This is a genomic window from Ruegeria sp. Alg231-54, assembly GCF_900143525.1.
Lineage (GTDB): Bacteria > Pseudomonadota > Alphaproteobacteria > Rhodobacterales > Rhodobacteraceae > Ruegeria.
In genome coordinates this window covers 472,571-491,637 of sequence record NZ_FREZ01000003.1, presented here as the reverse complement: position 1 = coordinate 491,637, position 19,067 = coordinate 472,571, and the positions used below count along the sequence as shown (strand labels likewise).

General features: G+C 53.5%; 18 protein-coding genes and 2 pseudogenes. 11 read left to right on the top strand and 9 right to left on the bottom strand.

Annotated elements, in window-relative coordinates:
• Positions 1-35 precede the first annotated feature (35 nt).
• On the bottom strand, positions 36-713 hold the full coding sequence (locus tag DHN12_RS09110; RefSeq protein ID WP_108859899.1) for a GntR family transcriptional regulator: 678 nt from the start codon (positions 711-713) through the stop codon (positions 36-38).
• A 9-nt stretch (positions 714-722) separates the two neighbouring features.
• Positions 723-3,599 (bottom strand): FAD-binding and (Fe-S)-binding domain-containing protein, encoded by a 2,877-nt coding sequence (locus DHN12_RS09105; RefSeq protein WP_108859898.1) that lies wholly within the window; start codon positions 3,597-3,599, stop codon positions 723-725.
• Between the two features lie 134 nt (positions 3,600-3,733).
• Between DHN12_RS09105 and DHN12_RS09100 the strand changes: the two genes are divergently transcribed.
• From DHN12_RS09100 to DHN12_RS09085, 3 genes are all read left to right on the top strand, one after another.
• Positions 3,734-4,897: an alanine--glyoxylate aminotransferase family protein gene (locus DHN12_RS09100; RefSeq protein ID WP_108859897.1), complete on the top strand. Its 1,164-nt coding sequence runs from the start codon at positions 3,734-3,736 to the stop codon at positions 4,895-4,897.
• 95 nt (positions 4,898-4,992) lie between these two features.
• A complete protein-coding gene (yghX, locus tag DHN12_RS09095; RefSeq protein ID WP_108859896.1) occupies positions 4,993-5,880 on the top strand; it encodes a YghX family hydrolase in 888 nt (295 codons plus the stop codon).
• A 946-nt stretch (positions 5,881-6,826) separates the two neighbouring features.
• Positions 6,827-7,327 (top strand): isoprenylcysteine carboxylmethyltransferase family protein, encoded by a 501-nt coding sequence (locus DHN12_RS09085; protein ID WP_234416593.1) that lies wholly within the window; start codon positions 6,827-6,829, stop codon positions 7,325-7,327.
• Between the two features lie 142 nt (positions 7,328-7,469).
• Here the strand turns inward: DHN12_RS09085 and DHN12_RS09080 are convergent.
• Positions 7,470-8,635: pseudogene (locus DHN12_RS09080) on the bottom strand (reductive dehalogenase).
• A gap of 489 nt (positions 8,636-9,124) precedes the next feature.
• Here DHN12_RS09080 and DHN12_RS09075 point away from each other — a divergent pair.
• Positions 9,125-9,991, top strand: a complete 867-nt coding sequence (locus DHN12_RS09075; RefSeq protein ID WP_108859893.1) for an NAD(P)-dependent oxidoreductase — start codon at positions 9,125-9,127, stop codon at positions 9,989-9,991.
• A gap of 198 nt (positions 9,992-10,189) precedes the next feature.
• Here the strand turns inward: DHN12_RS09075 and DHN12_RS09070 are convergent, their stop codons facing one another.
• Positions 10,190-10,588: a MerR family transcriptional regulator gene (locus DHN12_RS09070; RefSeq protein ID WP_108859892.1), complete on the bottom strand. Its 399-nt coding sequence runs from the start codon at positions 10,586-10,588 to the stop codon at positions 10,190-10,192.
• A 99-nt stretch (positions 10,589-10,687) separates the two neighbouring features.
• Between DHN12_RS09070 and DHN12_RS09065 the strand changes: the two genes are divergently transcribed.
• From DHN12_RS09065 to DHN12_RS09055, 3 genes are all read left to right on the top strand, one after another.
• Positions 10,688-11,011: a hypothetical protein gene (locus tag DHN12_RS09065; protein ID WP_108859891.1), complete on the top strand. Its 324-nt coding sequence runs from the start codon at positions 10,688-10,690 to the stop codon at positions 11,009-11,011.
• Between the two features lie 4 nt (positions 11,012-11,015).
• Complete coding sequence (locus DHN12_RS24790) at positions 11,016-11,234, top strand: GDCCVxC domain-containing (seleno)protein (RefSeq protein ID WP_108859890.1); 219 nt, start codon at positions 11,016-11,018, stop codon at positions 11,232-11,234.
• Positions 11,235-11,547: 313 nt separating this feature from the next.
• Positions 11,548-13,260, top strand: coding sequence for an adenylate/guanylate cyclase domain-containing protein (locus DHN12_RS09055; protein ID WP_108859889.1), 1,713 nt, complete (start codon positions 11,548-11,550; stop codon positions 13,258-13,260).
• Between the two features lie 271 nt (positions 13,261-13,531).
• Here DHN12_RS09055 and DHN12_RS09050 read toward each other — a convergent pair whose 3' ends face one another.
• The 4 genes from DHN12_RS09050 to DHN12_RS09035 form a co-directional block, all read right to left on the bottom strand.
• Positions 13,532-13,750 (bottom strand): hypothetical protein, encoded by a 219-nt coding sequence (locus DHN12_RS09050; protein WP_108859888.1) that lies wholly within the window; start codon positions 13,748-13,750, stop codon positions 13,532-13,534.
• A gap of 110 nt (positions 13,751-13,860) precedes the next feature.
• Complete coding sequence (gene sigJ / locus DHN12_RS09045) at positions 13,861-14,907, bottom strand: RNA polymerase sigma factor SigJ (RefSeq protein WP_108859887.1); 1,047 nt, start codon at positions 14,905-14,907, stop codon at positions 13,861-13,863.
• A 78-nt stretch (positions 14,908-14,985) separates the two neighbouring features.
• A complete protein-coding gene (locus tag DHN12_RS09040) occupies positions 14,986-15,258 on the bottom strand; it encodes a carboxymuconolactone decarboxylase family protein (RefSeq protein WP_199913486.1) in 273 nt (90 codons plus the stop codon).
• 240 nt (positions 15,259-15,498) lie between these two features.
• Positions 15,499-15,993, bottom strand: a complete 495-nt coding sequence (locus DHN12_RS09035) for a MarR family winged helix-turn-helix transcriptional regulator (protein WP_108859886.1) — start codon at positions 15,991-15,993, stop codon at positions 15,499-15,501.
• Positions 15,994-16,071: 78 nt separating this feature from the next.
• On the opposite strand from DHN12_RS09035, the gene DHN12_RS09030 reads away from it, so the two are divergent.
• Both DHN12_RS09030 and DHN12_RS09025 read left to right on the top strand, forming a co-directional pair.
• Entirely contained in the window at positions 16,072-16,980 is a 909-nt protein-coding gene (locus DHN12_RS09030; RefSeq protein WP_108859885.1) for an EamA family transporter, read from the top strand.
• 77 nt (positions 16,981-17,057) lie between these two features.
• Positions 17,058-17,618 (top strand): annotated as a pseudogene (locus DHN12_RS09025) (NAD(P)-dependent oxidoreductase); the annotation flags it as partial.
• Between the two features lie 7 nt (positions 17,619-17,625).
• Here the strand turns inward: DHN12_RS09025 and DHN12_RS09020 are convergent.
• Positions 17,626-17,850 carry a hypothetical protein gene (locus DHN12_RS09020; RefSeq protein WP_108859935.1) on the bottom strand — a complete coding sequence of 75 codons (225 nt, stop codon included), beginning with the start codon at positions 17,848-17,850 and terminating at the stop codon, positions 17,626-17,628.
• A 498-nt stretch (positions 17,851-18,348) separates the two neighbouring features.
• Here DHN12_RS09020 and DHN12_RS09015 point away from each other — a divergent pair, with 498 nt between their 5' ends.
• Together DHN12_RS09015 and DHN12_RS09010 are read left to right on the top strand one after the other, a co-directional pair.
• The gene (locus DHN12_RS09015; RefSeq protein ID WP_159090003.1) at positions 18,349-18,597 is read left to right on the top strand and encodes a hypothetical protein; all 249 of its coding nucleotides are present in this window, start codon (positions 18,349-18,351) and stop codon (positions 18,595-18,597) included.
• A gap of 42 nt (positions 18,598-18,639) precedes the next feature.
• Positions 18,640-18,966 (top strand): hypothetical protein, encoded by a 327-nt coding sequence (locus DHN12_RS09010; RefSeq protein WP_108859882.1) that lies wholly within the window; start codon positions 18,640-18,642, stop codon positions 18,964-18,966.
• The last annotated feature ends 101 nt before the right edge of the window (positions 18,967-19,067 follow it).

Sequence of the window (19,067 nt, the reverse complement as noted above, 5' to 3'; positions counted from 1 at the left end):
TCTGTGGGTAGCTGATAGGCGCATTCGACCAGTCGTTAACTAAGCAACTCATCCTCAGCCTCCAGCGCTTTCACAAGGGCCGAAAGTTTGTTCATCATGTGAAGCTTCATGGATTTTCCAAGCCCATCTGCATCCCGGGCCCTGAGTAACTCCATCATAACTTCATGTTCGTCAATAGCCTGCGCCCATCGCTCGTCCGACAAGTTGGCCATAAAACGTGCGCGGCGGACCCGTGCGGCAAGCAGCTTGTGGTGGCTTTCAAGGATATCGTTTCGCGCGCCACGTATCAGTGCCTGATGAATGTCCTGATTGGCCCTAAAATATGCCTGTCGGTCATGTGACTCATAGGCTTTCAGCATATCGGCGTGGCGACGTTCGATTTGTTCAATTTCAGCGGAATCCATGTGCTGACATGCCAACTCTCCCGCCAGTTGCTCAAGCGTCGCAAGCACTGGAAACGTATTCTCCAATTCATCTCGCGTGACACTTGCGACGCGGGCCCCCCGGTTGGCTTGAAGTACCACAAAGCCTTCTGATGCAAGCACCTTTAAAGCTTCTCGCAAAGGTGTCCGTGAGACCCCCAACGAGTCGCAAAGCTGTTTCTCGGGCACTTTTTCACCCGGCTTTAGAACATCTTCGACAACCAGGTTACGCAGCCTTTCGACCAATTCTTCGTGAAGGGTCGGGCGATTAATGCTGTCCGTCAGGTTCATTTCCATTTCCTAAACATCAAGAACCATATCCAACAGGCGCGCGACATGCATAGCTTGGCGTTGCGTACCTTCGGCGATTTGGTGGCGGCAAGATGTTCCGTCTGCCACGATAACTGCATCTATAGGCGCTGCTTCCAACGCCGGGAACAAGTCGAGTTGTGCCATCTTTATCGAAACATCGATAGTGTCAGGCGCGTATCCAAACGCCCCGGCCATGCCGCAACAACCGCTTTCTATCATGTGAACTTGTGCCCCAGGAATACGCTTCAAAAGGTTGAGCATCGGTGTGACGGCATCGTGTGCTTTCTGGTGGCAATGCCCATGCACATAGATCGGGCGATCCAACGAACTCAGGGGCAAATCCGGCTGCTTGGCCAAGAATTCCTCAAAGGTGTGGGCTGCGTTCGACAACATCTCCGTTTCCGCCCCCGGGCAAAGCGCCATAAATTCATCCCGGAAAGTGAGGATAGAGGACGGTTCGAGCCCGACTACTGGAACACCTTTTGCAACCGCCTCTCGCGTCGCGTCAATCACGCGTTGTGCCTCGTAACGAGCTTCATCCACGCAACCCAAAGCTAAAAGAGTACGTCCGCAATCCAAGGCCCTGTCAGATCGATCGTCTCGCGCCACAGCCACCCGAAGTCCTGTTGCCCGTAATACCCGAACTGCAGCGCGTAAATTTTCTGGCTCGAAATACCGGTTGAACACATCGGCAAACAGCAACACCTGCGGATCATTGTCCTGAGCCTCGGCATCACGGAACGGAGCAGAAGACCACACTGGCAGATTACGTCGCGCTGAAATACCAGTCGGTCCCTCCAATAGCTTACGCGAGGGTCCAATTTTGTTTCGTAAATTCACAAGCCACGCGATCTTCGCGACTTTTGGCGCATATCGGGGCAGGTGAGCTATAAATTTGTCTGCCAACGTCAGCCCATCTTTTTTACGTTTTGCTGACAATACTTCGATTTTCATTCGCGCCATGTCGACGCCGGTCGGACATTCCCGAGCGCAAGCTTTGCAGGACACGCAGTACTTCATTGTGTCCAACATGGCATCGGACGACAAACCGCCCGGCATCTGCCCGCTGATCGCAAACCGCAGCGTATTTGCCCGTCCACGCGTAACATCACGCTCGTTTCGGGTAGCTCGAAAAGATGGGCACATAACCCCACCCTTGAGCTTGCGGCATGCACCGTTGTTGTTGCACATCTCGACGGCACCCTGAAACCCTCCTCCGGAACCCGGCCAAGCGGACCAATCCAGCGTCGTTTCGAATTCAGGAACCGAATAGTCCTGACCATAGCGGAACAATCGCCGGTCATTCATCGCAGGCGCGTTAACGATCTTGCCCGGATTCATCACCCCGTTGGGATCAAACCGGTTTTTAACCTGCTCAAACGCAGAAACGATACGCTGACCGAACATCTTCTCATGAAATTCTGATCTTACGATCCCGTCACCATGTTCACCTGAATGAGATCCTTTATATTTTTTGACCAGATCAAATGTTTCTTCGGCGATCGCCCTCATTGTTCGGACGTCTTTGTCCTGCCGCATGTTCAGCACAGGGCGCACGTGTAAACACCCCACCGAGGCATGTGCGTACCATGTGCCCTTTGTGCCATGCCGGGCAAATATTTCGGTCAGGCCAGCGGTGTAGTCGGCGAGGTCGGGCAAAGGGACGGCGCAATCTTCGACAAAAGAGATCGGTTTGCCTGCCTCCTTCATCGACATCATGACATTCAACCCGGATTTTCGGTACTCGGCGATAGAATTCTGCAAAGAGTTGTCTGTAACAGAGACAACGCCGCCCCACCGGTTTTCCGCACCGCTGAAAGCAAACCCGAGATCTCCCAACAGTTGCGAGAGCTCGACCAGTTTTGCGGCATTGGCCTCGGCGCTGCCCTCGGCGAATTCCACCAGCAGCAGGGCTTCGGGATTGCCTTCAACAAATGCATTAATCGTTTCGCGAAACAATGGGATTTCACGCCCCAATGCAATCATGGTGTCGTCGACCAACTCTACCGCCTGCGGGTTGAGTGTCACGATGTGCTGGGTGGCTTCCATTGCAGCACGGAATGTCGGGAAATGGCACACACCTGTAACTTTCGCGCCCGGCAGTTTTGCCAGACTTAATTCCAGTTCTGTGAAATAGGCCAATGTGCCTTCTGACCCCACCAATAAATGGGACATGTTGATGTCGTTACCTACAAGGGCGTCGATATTGTACCCGCCCACACGGCGCTGGACTTTGGGAAAACAAGCGTCAATTTCAGCAGCCTCGCGACGCCCAAGAGCGCGCATGTCACCAACAAGATCCGCATAACCGCCTGATGCAGCCGTATCAGCGCTGAACCGCGCTTCCGTGCCGTCAGCCATGATTGCGTTTATCGCACGGACGTTGTCTCGCATGATCCCGTATCGCAGAGACTTTCCGCCTGAAGAATTGTTTGCCGCCATCCCCCCAAGAGTGCACCGAGACGCTGTTGAGGGATCCACAGGAAACCACAGGTCATGCTGCTTCAACGCTTGGTTCAATTGATCCAGAACAACACCGGGCTGAACGCGCGCGATACGTTTCTCAGCGTCTACGTCAAGAATACGATTCAAGTGTTTTGTGTTGTCCAGCACAACGCCCTGATTGACCGTTTGCCCGCATTGCGACGTGCCGGCGCCGCGCGGCAGAACCGAACATCCTTCGTCCCGCGCAATGGACATCACGGCTTGGACATCTTCTGTGGACCGGGGGATCACCACAGCGTCCGGTATCATCTGATAGATTGAGGCATCGGTCGAGTATCGAGCAAGCGATGCCGGATCTGACATCACTTCCCCCCGCACATCAGACAACAGTCGGCGGCACAACGCTCCATTCTCTACCATCAGGTACGCCTTCTCTTCCGTGTAAGCCTAATTAGACCCCTCACTTCATCGTTGACTGAATAATGAATTCATAATTAACTTTTGCAATAGGTAATAGCGCCACTTTTTTGGCACCAGCGTAAGGATCAGTTCAAATGCGTCAGGCGGGTAGACACTTTTTGCAGATTCCAGGGCCAAGCGCTGTGCCAGATCGAATCCTGAGAGCCATAAGCACGCAGACTATTGATCATCGAGGACCCAATTTTGCAGAAGTCGGGAATAAAGCCCTCAATGGTATGAAGACGATTTTCAGGACAAAACAGAACGTCTTTATCTATCCTTCATCCGGCACTGGTGCATGGGAAGCCGCACTTGTGAACACGGTTTCGCCGGGCAAAAAAGTTCTGATGTTCGAAACAGGGCATTTCGCTTTCATGTGGTGCAACTTGGCTGGAAAACTAGGGTTGCACCCAGAGCTGATTGAAGGAGATTGGCGTAGCGGCGCGGACCCCAATCAGATTGAAGACCGTCTTCGTGCGGACGAGCAGCACGACATCAAGGCGGTTTGCGTCGTCCACAACGAAACGTCTACCGGGTCAGTCTCACCAATTGAGGAAGTGCGCAGGGCCATAGACGCAGCCAAACACCCTGCACTTCTAATCGTGGACTCCATCTCCGGCCTTGCGTCGATTGATTTTCGGTTCGATGACTGGGGGGTCGATGTGTGTGTCTCCGGCTCGCAAAAAGGACTGATGTTACCGCCTGGTCTGAGCTTCAACGCCGTGAGCGATCGGGCGCTGAAACACTCAAAATCCGTGACAACGCCGCGAAGTTACTGGGATTGGCATGATATGGTCGGGCCAAATCAGAAGGGGTTTTTTCCCTATACACCCAGCACCAATCTTCTCTATGGATTAAATGAGGCCATAGACATGTTGCTCGAGGAAGGGTTGGGCAACGTTTTTGCCCGTCATGCCCGACACGGAGCCGCTACACGGGCTGCCGTGCGCGCCTGGGGTCTTGAGGTTTTGTGCACACATCAAGGTCAGGAATCGGGCGTCTTGACTGCGGTTAAGGTCCCAGAAGGTCACTCCGCCGATGCGTTTCGTGCTACGGCGCTTGAGCACTATGACATCTCACTAGGAAATGGTCTGTCCAAGGTAGCCGACAAGGTGTTCCGCATTGGTCATTTGGGCGATTTCAACGACCTAATGTTGATGGCCACCCTTTCTGGCGTAGAAATGGGGCTAGCCAAGAGCGGTATGCCTCATGACGGAGGCGGCACTCAAGCTGCCTTGGAACATCTCAAGGCTGCGTAGCGCTGGACAGAGTTTCTTAAAACGCAACCAAACCAAGACTCATAGACCGGAAAATAGCGAACCTTTTTGACTGCCAACTCATAAGGAGACTTACAATGACCCGCATGACGGCAAAGGACTTCGACCAGGAACTTCTGGACCTGTACGACTTTTACGCGCACGGCAAAATCACCAAGCGCCAGTTCCTGGACCGCGCCGGTAAGTTCGCGGTTGGTGGTTTGTCAGCGGTCGCATTGCTGAGCATGCTTAGCCCGAATTATGCTTTGGCCGAGCAGGTTTCATTCAACGATCCCGATATCCATGCAGACTACATCACCTATCCCTCACCAAATGGAACTGGCGATGTAAGGGGGTACCTTGTCAGACCGGCCGGTGTGGATGGGCCCTTGCCAGCAGTGCTGGTCATCCACGAAAATCGCGGCCTGAACCCCTACATCGAGGACGTGGCGCGCAGATTGGCGAAAGCCGGATTCATGGCACTGGCCCCTGACGGCCTAACATCAGTGGGCGGATACCCCGGCAACGACGCGGATGGGCGCGAGCTGCAAAAGACAGTGGACCGGGTCGAATTGATGAACGATTTCTTCAATGGGTTCGCATACCTGTTGAACCGAGATGATTGCACTGGAAAGGTCGGCGCTGTTGGTTTCTGCTACGGCGGCGGTGTGGTCAGCGCAATTGCCGTGRCCTATCCCGAACTGACCGCTGGTGTCCCGTTCTACGGGCGCCAGCCAGCGGCCGAGGATGTGGCCAAAATCCAGGCGCCTTTGCTTATTCAGATGGGAGAGCTTGACGAACGCATTAACGCGGGCTGGCCAGATTTTGAGGCTGCTCTAAAAGCCAACGATAAGATTTATGAGGCCTATATCTACGAAAACGCCAACCACGGTTTCCATAATGACAGCACGCCACGCTATGACGAGGAGATGGCAAACCTGGCCTGGGACCGCACAATTGAATGGTTCAAAACCTATCTGGAGTAATTGGGGTGTGCTGCGAAGCCAACATTGGGTTGGTATCGCTTTGACGACACCCAAAGTTCTCCGAGAACAAATCCAGTGATGTTAGAGCATTCTAACTTACTAGTAAGATACTGCCGCGTAGTTGTGGAGTGTCAGGGAGTGCTATTTTTCACTGTTGACAGACTTGCCGGAGTTGATCCGTTGCCGGCATTGCGCGGAAAGCGGGCTGTGCAATTTCGCCGTGGATTGTACAGCCTACCACAACGATTGTCTCTTGGGTATATCGTGCGTGAAGAATGACTTAGCTGCGGCGAACCTTAGTGCGTTTGACCTTTCTGCATGGTCAATTTCTGGATCTACCCAATGAGAACGAATTCCAGTACGTTGCAGTAGACAGGTTAGTTTTCGCGGGGAAATTCCGGGACCTCCTCGGCTTATTAGATGTTTTCGTCCAAAGGCGCACGACCTCTTCGTAGTTTCGGTTCATGAATTGCGCTAGAGCCAGAAACGAGACATCCCGGTATATCTTCACGGGACTAAGACGTTTGGCGATCAACAGATAGTCCACGGCACTTGCGGCGTCCCCCGCAAACTGGAGAAAGAATCCCATGAAGAGGTTTGCCTCGTAGCCGTTAGGTTCGAGGATAAGTGCCTGATAGACAGCGTCGACGGCTGCATCTGCGTCGCCGCTGGCGACATACACGCCTCCCAGGGCAATGTGCCCCCACGCAAAATCCCTGTCGAGCGTCATCCGAATGCCGTGGCGAGCGCCGAAACTTCTGAAAGTGGCGGATCCTCCCAGTAGCCCGAATGGCAGGTTTCGGGATCAGCCGAGAAAATCGAACCTTTGGCTCAGCGTCGGCTCTTGACCGTCAGTTTCGAAGGACGTCATTGAGCTATTGGCCGCTGCGGGACAGCGCAAAACACGATCGACAAGCTGTGGTAAGATCCCTCTATGTTTTGGCGCATGACGAAAACGGTGCTTATCCTTCCGGGTACAGCACTGATTTACATCCCGATATTGATCCAATGGTTCAGCAATCGATGGCCATTTGGCGCAAGTGTGGGAAACTTTCTGCATTGGGTTGTGGCGACGATGTTGGTTGTCCCTGCGTTTGTCCTTGCCGCCAAGTCGATGAAACTGTTTGTTCTTGAGGGGCGCGGAACTCCCGCGCCGTGGGGCCCACCTCAAAGATTCGTGGTCAGCGGACCTTATCGCTATGTGCGCAACCCCATGCTATCATCGGTCATTCTAATGATAATGGCGGAAGCAGTGGCACTGAGTAGCCCACTCCTGCTGCTTTGGGCGATAGTGTTCTTTCTCCTCAACACACTCTATTTCAAATTTATAGAGGAGCCGGGGCTGGAACGACGCTTTGGAGGGGACTATTTACGGTACAAGGCAAAGGTTTCGCGATGGGTTCCCATGTTTTGGCCGTATGAGCCCCTAGGCGCCAACGACAGTTGAATAGCAGGCTTTCTTGCGACGTATGAGTTTGCTTGGACTTGTTTTCGCTGTTGCCGCGAGTTCCTATCAAGACAAACCTCACCGAAGAAGCAACAGCCTTGCCATGCATGGAACTATTTTGTGGCCTCAGTTAGGTTCGACACTAAGGGCTTTGCCACCAATCGGTAGGCTTGGCGCGCTTGCCGCGGTTACGGTCAAGCCAGAGTGCAAATCTGCGAAACCGAGAGAACGCCATCTTCAACCAAAGACGGTGCTGCCATTGTGTGAAGTCGCGGTTGAATGGGCAGACGCGCATGCAGATGGCACAATCAGAGGACAGTTTGGCCCAGAACCCGAAGCACTCGGCTGCGTCGGAAGTCCACTTGCGCACACCTTTTATGGCCGATTGGTCCTTGGAGGTCTCAGGTGGGCCGTAGGGGAGCGCATTGACTGGACAGGCATCAGCGCATTTGGTGCATATGTTACAGAACGCACGCACACCTAAGGATTTGGGTGGATCATGGACTAATGGAAGGTTGGTGAAAACCTTGGAGAACCGCAAGCGCGGCCCGTATTCAGGTGTTATCACCATTTGATTGCGGGCATATTCGCCCAAGCCCGCCTTGATCGCATAGGGATCACGAGGCCGGTGTCGTTCATAGAGGCCGTGGCCTCATAGCCCAGGTTCCGGACATAGGCTGCAAGCTGCATCACGATGCTGGCCTCGTGGGAATATTCACGTCCGGTGGCGGCCCCCGCGAGCGCGGAAGGATAGGTGGCGACGAGGTCCTCATCCATCTGATGGCCCATCACAATGACAGATGTCATGCCTTCTGGCAGGTCGTTGGGCGCGTCGGAGAAGTCACGGGTGTCAACGCGGGTTGCGTAAAGCCAACGGTCATCCATATCAGTGATGCCGCAGAGATCGGCACCAAAGAATTTGGCGATGAGTTTGATTTCCTTGGCCATCGCGGCGGGATCGTCAATCGGTTGCTGTGTCGGGGCGACGGGTGTGTCGTTGTCGATGGAGGCCTGGAAGCCCTCGCGTTTCCCGGTTTCGCCAGCCCTTTCCGAGATCAAGTCTGAAATTAGCCAAGAGGCGTTTCTAAGCGCGAAGTCTCGTTGGGTGAACCCGTCTCCACGACGAGGCATGGCCTCCATCCGGTACGAGGCAAAGAAAGCGTCGGTCTGTTTGCTGCGGATACGCTCGTCCCAGAAGGCGCGGGTGAAAATGTCATTACGTTGGTTGAAACGTTCGAATTCGTCTGTGACATCAATGCCTGCAGCAGCGTCGTCCGCTCGTTGGGGTTGGTTGGAGGGGTAGGCCATGATGAGACGATGCGGTGAGGTGAAGCAGTTGTCAAAGGTTAGCGCGCGAAAGTCGGTGTTGGGGACCGACTGAGTGTTGATAGACACTGCCAAAGCCGGCCCGGAGCAGCGAAAGCGGCTGACGACGGTTACTTTTTCAATATGATCCAAAAGTTTTTAGGCGCAGCCCTTTCGAAAACACTCATGTAGGTCTCTAGCGAATTCACACCCTTTCCAGCGTTGCTGACTTCTAGCAACGTTGGAACGGTGCACATGCAGCGAATGACGGCAATGCGGGCTGCGACCGCAGCATCTCGGTTGGCTGCTGGATGTCCGCAATGGGCCGTCCTCGCGATCAGCTAATGGCGGGGCAGGGGGCTTTGCTGCAAGGGCGCCGAGGTCCGCATCGAGCTCAAAGCGGAAAATTAGATTCCCCGGTTCTCCTCAGTCATCCGTGATATCGTTTTTAGGCTTGCGGCTGGAAAGCGGAGCACATTGGGGGAATTGGGAATGACAAGCGACATTACAGTTGTTGGACTAGGTTCAATGGGAACTGCTCTGGCAACTGCGCTCTTGGACTCTGGGCGTAATGTTACCGTCTGGAACCGCACGCAGGGCAAAATGAAGTCCTTGGTGGATCGGGGTGCGCGGGGTGCCGATGAATTGGATGAGGCCATTTCGGCAAGCCCTAGGACATTGATCTGCCTTCTCAACTATTCAACCACAAACGCTCTTTTTTATACTCCTCCAGTCTCAAAGGCTGCCGCCGGTAGCAACATTATTCAGCTTGGCACTTCGTCGCCGCAAGAATCTGAGGACAGAAAAAAGCAATTTAACAATTGGGGCGCAGGTTACCTTGACGGTACGATCATGTGTTGGCCAGGCGATATCGGAACGCCAACCGGTCGGATAGCGGTCGCCGGAGACGAAATCGCATTTTCAGATAGCAAGGCAGACCTTGGCGTACTCGCCGGCGATTTACGCTACTTGGGTTTCAACGTCCGCTCGGCAGCGACATTGGAGCTTGCGTTTCTTTCGCGACTCCTTGGCATAATTTTTGGGAGTATACACGGATCGCTTGTCTGCGAAGCAGAGGGATTGCCTGTGTCTGAGTTTACGTCCATCCTTCCCGCAGGTGACAGGGCTATCCCGCTTACCGAAGCAATCCATGCAGGTTCTTTCGACGAGATTTCTGGCGGCGGCGCATCAGTTGATGTGGCAGGAGAGGCGGTCATCGGTTTCTACGATCACGCTGTTTCCATGGGTATCAACACTGAACTACCGACTGTGATGCGCAATTGGGTCAAACGTGCGCAGGACGCTGGCTTTGGAAAACAGGAAACTGCAGCAATCATCAAAGTGCTTCGGAAAAATTGAGGCGCCAATTGTCCGCTACGTCCGCAATCTGTGAGTTCGGCCTGGCCTGGAGCTCACACTAGTAGCAAAGGGCGGCTTTCGCAGGCTACACCGCAACAACGGGCGGGCTAGATGAACGGCAGGATTGGTCGTCCACATCGTAGCTAGGCGGTTCTAACCAACAGTTGCCGCGTTCTCTCCTATGTCAGCATCGAGCCCTTAATTTCCTTCTGCCGTTCGCAATTGGGAAAGCATTGGGCACGAAGCATTTCCGCTGTCACAGTTTGCTGTCAGTTCATCTAGCGCGGCCTCCAAACATCTCAGCTCCTCAATCTTGTCGCGCACATTGGAGATATGAATCTCGGCCATCTCCTTCACGGATTGACAGTCTTCACCGTCGCCCTCCGACAGGTCGAGCAGTGTCCTTGCGTCTGTCAGAGGGAAGCCCAACTCCCGGCACCGCTTCAAGAATCGCAGCCTTCCAACATCATGCTCTGAGTACAATCGACGATTGTTAGAAGCCCGAGCGGGCTTTGGTACAATTCCTTCGCGCTCATAGTAACGAATGGTTTCAATCCCGACCCCACTTTGCCGGGACGCTTTTCCAATTGCGATCATGTGACATTGTCCTTCTTGATCCTGTAGCGACGACAGGAGTTATACTTCACTTGGGTCATCGCCGCAAAGCCGTGCAGTGAAGACTGATGGAGAAGTGGAATGCAGAAATACCTTAGCCTCAGCTATTTAGGGTCGGTTTCAGCAATTGGCGTGGCAACCTGCTGCGTTTTGCCCATGGCTATGATGTTGCTTGGGTTGGGTGGCAGTTGGCTGGCAATATTCGGAAAAATTGTGGCAGCAGGTTTCTATGTACTGGCAATATCAACTGCGCTAGTCGTGCTATCTTGGTTGGTATCGCACCGACGCGGGTCAATCGCGCGGCTGAAGTGGTGGCTTGTCGGAAGCACCGTCATCACCGGAATGGCATGGGTTATCGTGTTCAATGAAGCCCGGATCAACGACTACCTAATCATGCAGATGTGAGACGATGACAGAACAACCCGTGGTGCTTGAAAGCACATTGACGTGTCCTAAATGCGGGCACATTGAAACTGAAGTAATGCCGACAGACGCCTGCCAGTGGTTTTATGAATGCAGGTCCTGCAAGGCCGTATTGAAGCCGCTCGAAGGCGATTGCTGCGTTTATTGCTCCTATGCCACTGTGCCGTGCCCACCCATACAATTGGGCGATAGCTGCTGCGGATAAGGCAAAGGATCTCTTTGTCCGCACAGCCGCCATCCGCTCCTGATTGTTGACTTCAAATGTCCGCTGTGAGCCCAAAGCGGCAGTGGTACGCGACGAAGCGTTGGCAGAGACATCAACACAAACAACTGTGGCGGCGGCAACTTCACGGAAATGAAGGCGGCCGGTTGTTGAGTGCGCGACAAGTAATTGAGTTTTAATGCTGCAATTGCAGGTGTATCAGTGTTAATCTTCTCATGCAGGGGTTATTAAAACTGTCGAACGGGCTGACAGAATTAACCCACCAAGCTAATGTCCCCGAAAACAGGAGATGTGAATGGGACGACGTCTCACCACGGTATTGGCCGCCGACATTGTTGGCTATTCCGCACTGATGGATCATGACCGAACTGGCACAATCGCAGCGCTGAAGACGTTCCGCGAGAACACGTTTCTCGCGATCCTTGCAGATCACAATGGTGCATTGATCAAAAGCATGGGTGACGGCTGGATAGTCGAGCTCCAATCACCATCCGAAGCGGCAGCCTGTGCCATCGCGGTTCAGTCTGCGCGGAAACCTGACCAGATCAAACTGCGCATCGGGATTCACACAGGGGAAGTGGTGACCGATGGCGATGACATTTTCGGCGATGGCATCAATGTTGCCGCGCGTCTTGAGGCCCTTGCGAAGCCCGGGCAAGTCCTCCTCTCAGACACGTCCCATAACAGCCTTGATCGCAGCGATGCGGAGTTTTTTGACGGCGGAGAACAAACCGAACTGAAAAACATTACGCGCCGTGTCGGAATTTGGTGTTGGCCAAAGGGCACGAAAGCCAATCTAGCGGTGAAAGCGAATGTCAGGCCGGGAATAGCTGTGCTCCCATTCGACAATATGTCAGGTGATCCGGAGCAGGAGTTCTTTGCCGATGGCATCACGGAAGACATCATAACCGAGTTATCGCGGTTTCGTTGGCTTATGGTGGTCGCACGAAACTCTTCTTTTACCTATAAGGGGAAAAGCACGGACATCCGCGAAGTTGGTCGCGACTTAGGTGTTCGGTATGTACTGGAAGGCTCCGTTCGGCGCGCCGGGCAGCGCATTCGCATCACTGGACAGCTCATAGATGCCGAAGACGGTAGCCATTTGTGGGCGGACCGCTTTGACGGTGTGCTCGACGATATTTTTGACCTTCAAGATCAGGTTACAGAGGACGTGGTTACAGCTATTGAACCGTCTTTGCGGCACGCCGAAACAAATCGTGCGCGGGCAAAACCCACCAAGGATTTGCAAGCATACGAGCTCTATCTCCGAGCTGTATCACATTTCCACTTGCTGACTGACGAGGACAACAAAGAGGCAATAGGACTGACAAAACTGGCTTTGGATCGAGATCCGGACTACGCGTCCGCGGCGGGCTTGCTGGCATGGCTTCATATCCAACGTCTCGTGCAAGGTTTGGAGTCGGTGGATCAGGGACCCAGATCAGCCGTCGCAGCGGCAGAGCAGGTCCTTAGAAGCGATCGCGCGGACGGTATTGCAAAGGCCTACGCCGCACATTCGATCTCTATGCTGGCACAAGACCTGTCTCGCGCGCGGACGGCCTTTATAGAAGCATTGTCGGAAAACCCCAACGCGGCGACGGTCCACATGCTTGCCTCTGCAAATCTCCTTTTGCTGAATCGTCCTGACAAGGCGCTGGAACATGCAACCCGGTCTGTCGAACTTAGCCCAGGTGATCCATTGCGTCACGCCTCTTTCATGTCACAAGGTGCTGCCTTGTTTCACCTAGGACGTTATGAGGAAGCCGTGCTGGCTTGTCGCGAAGCTTTATCAGTGCGTTCGGCCTTTCTTATGAGTCACCTGATGCTGATTGCCTCGCTCGCCCAACTTGATGACATCGATGCGGCAAAAACAGCGGCTGCCGATTTGAAAGAAATCGCTCCGAATTTGGCTTCGATAACCGAAGCCACTCGTTTGCCAATATTTTCTATCCCAGCCTGCGCTGGTCGCTGGCGCGATGGGTGGGAAAAAGCCGGGCTGCAGGTGTGAGAGCAAATGACACCAGACCGCTCGGGTTCTGACAGCCGCGCATTCGTTGCACGTTATCTCGCCTTTGCCCTGAAGCTCAGTCGCTGACCAAAACTCTTCCAAGCTGGCCCTCTTCATGGATTCGGAACACCAAAATGGTAGCCCCTGCATCCCCTGAGTGGGCGGTATGCACTTTTTTCATTGGCACGACAGCTACATCACCTGCAAAAGCTTCTTGCTCGACTTCGCCGTCTAAGATGAGGGTCGCGCTGCCCTGCAGAACGTAGGCAAATTATTCGCCAGGATGCCAATGCGTCGGCAAAGTGAAGTTAGGCGGCAGCGCAACATGGCTCACGATCACCTCAACGCCCTCAGCGCTTTTGAGCGCCGTCGTAGACAAGTCTTGGATATTCGGTTCATGCAGTGTCGCTAAATCCCGTACGTCGTGCGACAATGCTACTGTGACACCAGCGCAGGTCGTCAAAAAGGCAAATACGATTGGTTTCCACATCTAAAACCCTCCCACATTTAGAAGATGATGGCATTTGTACCTTTTTGAAATCAATGTTGGAGTACGTACGATCCAAGGTGTGTTTCGAAACTATAATGCCTAATGCTGTTTTAAGGTCCGCAAAGTCCGCGTGTTGTGAATTCGTAGGGCTTTAGATATTGCGCTCGCAGCGAATGTCCCCTCTGACGGGCCGCACTGCGGCATCGAACCTCTCGGACGGATGGCCGCTTTGGGCCGATGTTGTCAGCCTTGTCAGATAGGCTACCGTCGATGGGCATTTGTTGGTCGAAAGACAAATGACGAGTCTTTTCCGGATTTCGTACCACGTAAACAGCTGTAATCACGTCGCATTCGATCTCCAAAGATGTTGTTTGCAAAAGGCCGCCCTCTTCGTGGCTGAGGATCGATGGCAGATTGTTCAGGTGGCAGAATTGCCATTGCTGTTCAGGTTGATCAGAATACTTGCGCGCCAGTCCAGACAAAAGCCGCATCACCTTGTCTCGGCCCAAAATCGGATTAAGTGTCGCCAGAACTTGGCCGCCGCCATCCGAAACAAATCTTATGTCTTGCGCAAGCAATTTGGTAAGAACGTCGGTGTCACCGCTTTTGGCTGCCATGAAAAATGCCTTCGCGATGGCTTCGCCCTGTTGCGGCTCTACCTGCGTTCGAGGTTTGTTGCGTTGCACATGTTTCCGGGCACGACTGACAAGCTGTCGGCAGGATTCAGGTGTGCGTTCCGGTGCCTGTGCAAGTTCGTCATATGACTGCTCAAACACATCGTTGAATAGAAAGGCTGCCCGCTCGAAAGGTGATAGTCGCTCCAGCGCCAGTAGGAGCGCCACCGAGACGTCACGATCCAGTCGCTCGGTAGCCTCATCTGTGATTAGTGGTTCAGGCAACCACTCGACGGGATATGTTTCGCGTCGAGTACGCGCGGCCCGCATGTGATCCAAATACAACCGCGTGACCGTTCGGATCAGAAACCCCGTCGCGTCCCGCACACTGGTATGATCAACCTTTTGCCGACGCAAAAAAGCGTCCTGTACTACATCCTCCGCGTCACTAAAGGTGCCCAACATTCGATAGGCGACTGCGAACAAGCGCGGTCGCAGATCGACAAATGTCTGGTCGTTGACGAGTGAAGTTATATGGCTCATGAAGCCGAGGCCTCCTTGGCGGCAGGATATGGCGTTGCAAAGTCAATAGTTCTGCTCGATGCGGGTCAGCGTTTTGGCCTAGGCAAGAGCGGCGCATTCACGCTCGGAATAAAGAGACGACTCTCGCCGCGCATTCAGTAAGTGAAGCCTGTCTTCGCTCTCACCCTGCGCACGCGCGTCATGGGTGTGCATATGGATGCAGAACGCGCAGCCATTGATCTGCGACAAGCGCAATTTTACCAATTCGATGAGGCTGTGCTCAAGGCCCGATGTATTGAGGCATTCCTCCATATAGAGCATTGGCTGCATCAGTTGCGGGGCAACGGCGAAATGGTTGAGACGGGATTTCATGTGGTGCTCCTGTTTTCGGGGTGTACAGAAACAGGACGAAGCAAGCTTGGAGTTTGTGACATGGGCGTGCAACGAATCAGTTTTTATTGCGCAGGGTGTATAGTTGAGCCTTAATCGAGTTGCGCAATGTTCACCTGCGTTTTGCAAAAGTTTTGCTCGAGTGCGGGTGTCTTGTTTCCAAGGCACGCCATGTTCTTAAAGTGTGATGGTTTTTTGGGAAGCGCTTAATTCACTAGTGATTTATTTCGTATCTACGTCAACCGTTTCGCCCAGTGCTCTAAGCAATGAATTTAAGTTATCGCGCTGCGCGGGTGATATACCGTTCATAAGCCGATGTTGCGTTATAACGTGATCTGATACGGCGTTTTCGATTTTTGAGAACCCGGCCCTCGTCAATCGGATCAAGAAGCCGCGTTTGTCTTCCGGATTTGGAACGCGCTCGACCAAGCCTGCTTTGACGAGCTGGTCAATCCGGTTGGTCATCGTCCCCGACGTCACCATGGTCAGGTCAAGCAATTCCCCGGGCGACAAGCCTTCCGGCTTTCCGGACCTGCGCAGAGTCGCCAGTACATCAAAGCTGGCGAGGTTGAGCCCATAAATCTTCCAGGTTTTGTCCATCTCTTTTCTGAGCTGAGCCGCCAGGCGGGAGAGACGCCCAATCGTTTCCATCGGTCCGACATCGAGGTCAGGTCGGGCTTTGTTCCATTGCGTAATGATACGATCGATGTGGTCCATGGAAGCATATTGCGAAGAATTATCTTGACGTCAAGAGAATGAAATGTATCTTGACGTCAAGATATATGGAGATTCCTCATGAAGCATCATGTCGACATCGCGCTCACTGCCATCGCGCCGTTGGTCTGGGGCAGCACGTACTATGTTACGACTGAATTCCTTCCTGCTGGGTATCCAATCACAATGGCTGCGCTGCGTGCGTTGCCTGCTGGCCTGCTTTTGCTCGTTCTTGCTCGGCAACTGCCGCAGGGTATCTGGTGGATACGCGCTTTCGTTCTTGGTGCGCTCAATTTCACCGTGTTCTGGACGTTGCTATTTGTGGCGGCGTACCGGTTGCCTGGAGGTGTAGCCGCAACGGTTGGAGCGGTTCAGCCTTTGATTGTCGTGTTCTTAGCTGGGATGCTGATTGATACGACGGTCAAAGTATCTGCGGTGATCGCGGCTCTGATTGGTATCTTTGGTGTCGGACTTCTTGTGCTTGGTTCGGGGATTTCACTTGATCCGATTGGGGTTATTGCAGGCATAGGAGGGGCAGTCTCCATGGGGGCGGGCACAGTTCTGACTCGGAAGTGGCAAGCCCCTGTGCCGCTTTTGACCTTGGCGGCCTGGCAGCTTTCGGCAGGGGGGCTGTTTCTGATACCGCTGGCACTCCTGTTTGAACCTGCGCTTCCGCCATTGAATACGCAAAATTTCACCGGAATCGTCTATCTCACCCTGATCGGGGCTGCGCTGACATACATCTTATGGTTCCGAGGTGTTTCCCGGATCGAGCCCGGCGCCGTTTCAGCCCTTGGTTTTCTCAGCCCGCTTTCCGCAGTCATCATTGGGTGGATGTTTCTTGATCAGACTTTGACGCCCACCCAGATCGCCGGAGCCGGAGTTGTACTCACCGCAATCTGGCTTGGGCAGCGTGCCGGGCGTTTAGGCACTTCCGTACTTTCAAAAACCGCCAATTCACACTTCATCTCAAAAGGAGAATGCTCATGAAACTTGTCGTATTTGGTGCCGCTGGCGACGTCGGTTCTCGTGTCGTGACTGAGGCGATCTAGCGTGGCTATGACGTTACCGCGGCTGTTCGAAACGAGGCGGGGCTCGAAAAACTACCCAAAGGTGCCAAGCCGGTTGTTGCGGATGTTACGGACCCGGCGGCTTTGGCCACCGCCATGGCCGGTCAGGATCTGGCAATAAGCGCTGTGCGCACACCAGCTGGGCGTGAGGGCGAAATTGTTGCGTTGACCCGATCCATCCTGGACGCCGCATCGCTTGCCGGTCTTCGAGTGATCATTATCGGTGGCGCGGCACGTTTGCATATGCCTGATCGCAGCCCGCACACCGTCTTGTCAGATCCAGATTTTCTGCCCGAAAGCATAGTCCCAACCGCACGTGCGTCCATGGCGCAGTGGGAACTCTGTTCATCTGATGCATCGGCAAACTGGACCTATGCCAGCCCGTCTGCATTATTGCAGCCCGGTGAGCGCCTGGATGTCTTCAGAACCGACACAGATAACCTGATTGTTGATGACGCGGGCAACTCGCAAATTTCTATGGAAGATTTTGCGATCGCTATTTTGGATGAGGCTCAGTCAGCCAAGTTTCTACGCGCTGCCTTTACCGTTGGCTACTGATACACCATTACCTGTTTCGGGGATGGTTGCGTGCCTTGCGTTCATTGCCGCGTTTGTAGTTTCCGGTGAGGCGGGCCAACTCTTGTTGCTGGCTTTCGAAATCCAGCACGTCCATGCCTTGCAGGAACCATTCTGCTTTGTCGCCCCGAAGAGTCGTGGCGCGCTTACCGCGATGGTCGACCACCACCTCACCGTTCTTTGATTGCCTAAAAGTGAAGCCAAGATCGCTCATTCTATCCTCATGGAACCGTGTCTTCGAAACCTTTAAGACAGGAATTTCAGCAAGGGTCAAATCCATCTTGGGATCGACCGCTTGCAAAGAGTAGTGCACATGTTTTGCCAAGTCTGATCATGGAATTTAGGAAGAACCCCGATCATTGGGCAAACGAGCGGACCAACGGCGATATCCACTTGTGAGTGATCACGGAGAGTTCCATAAGAAGCTGATGCAGCCAGTGGCGTTAATCATCGGACTAAACCAATCTTGGCAAATTCATATTGACTTTGGCATGCCAACCAACAATGCGCGCATGGTTTCAGGGGCTGAACTTGGGCAAAAAGCCCCGGTGTCACTGTAGCAAGCTGTCAAGAACTGGAATTTGTGATGAGCGAGAGAAATTTAAGAAAGTCGGCGCTTGCTGCCCAGAACAATGCCGATCTTTGTGCAGCAGTGTTTGCAGCGCACGGTCTTTCTGTGCGACTTGACGGGACCGCATTGGTGTGCGCGGGCATGCCTCCGCCCCTTTACCCCAAGGTGGTTACTTTGCGACCGGAAATCGGTGCCGATCTTTTTCGGTCCGAGAACATGGCCGCTCAATCCGCATTTGCCGTAAAGGACAGTTTTGCCGACTTACCACTAGAGCAACTTCCGGCAGAAACACTGTTTTCCACGACGTGGATCAGGAAAGAGGCTTCGGCCGAAGTGCCTTCCGGCGCTCCTTGGAAAAGGATCGCTACCAAAGAAGACCTGACACGATGAGAAGTCGCATGGAGCGCATCGAACGTGCAATCTGAAACATCGATGTTTCCTGCCAGCCTGTTGGATAGCACCAACATCGCGTTCTTTGTAAAAGAGGGCAAAGAGGGAATGCGGGCGGGTTGTATTGCAAATCAGTCGTCCGAAGTGGTTGGCCTGTCTAATGTGTTTGGGCCGGCTAACGATCGCTCAGTTGCTGATGCTGCTATTCAATGTACGGAGTGCTTTGGCGCAGGGCGCCCCATCGTCGGATATGAAACTCACGAAGATGCCAGACCATTCGTCGACCAAGGGTTCGAAAAAACAGGAAATCTCCGGGTGCTGTTGATAGATCAGAATATGCAAGATGAACGGGTTAGCGCGTCACAGTAGACAATTTCGGCGCCCAAAGTGTTCCTTTCCAGCCCATTGTGATCAGATGGTCGGAACAGATCGTCAAAAAAGTCACGGCATGTTGTTAGATAATCATTTTC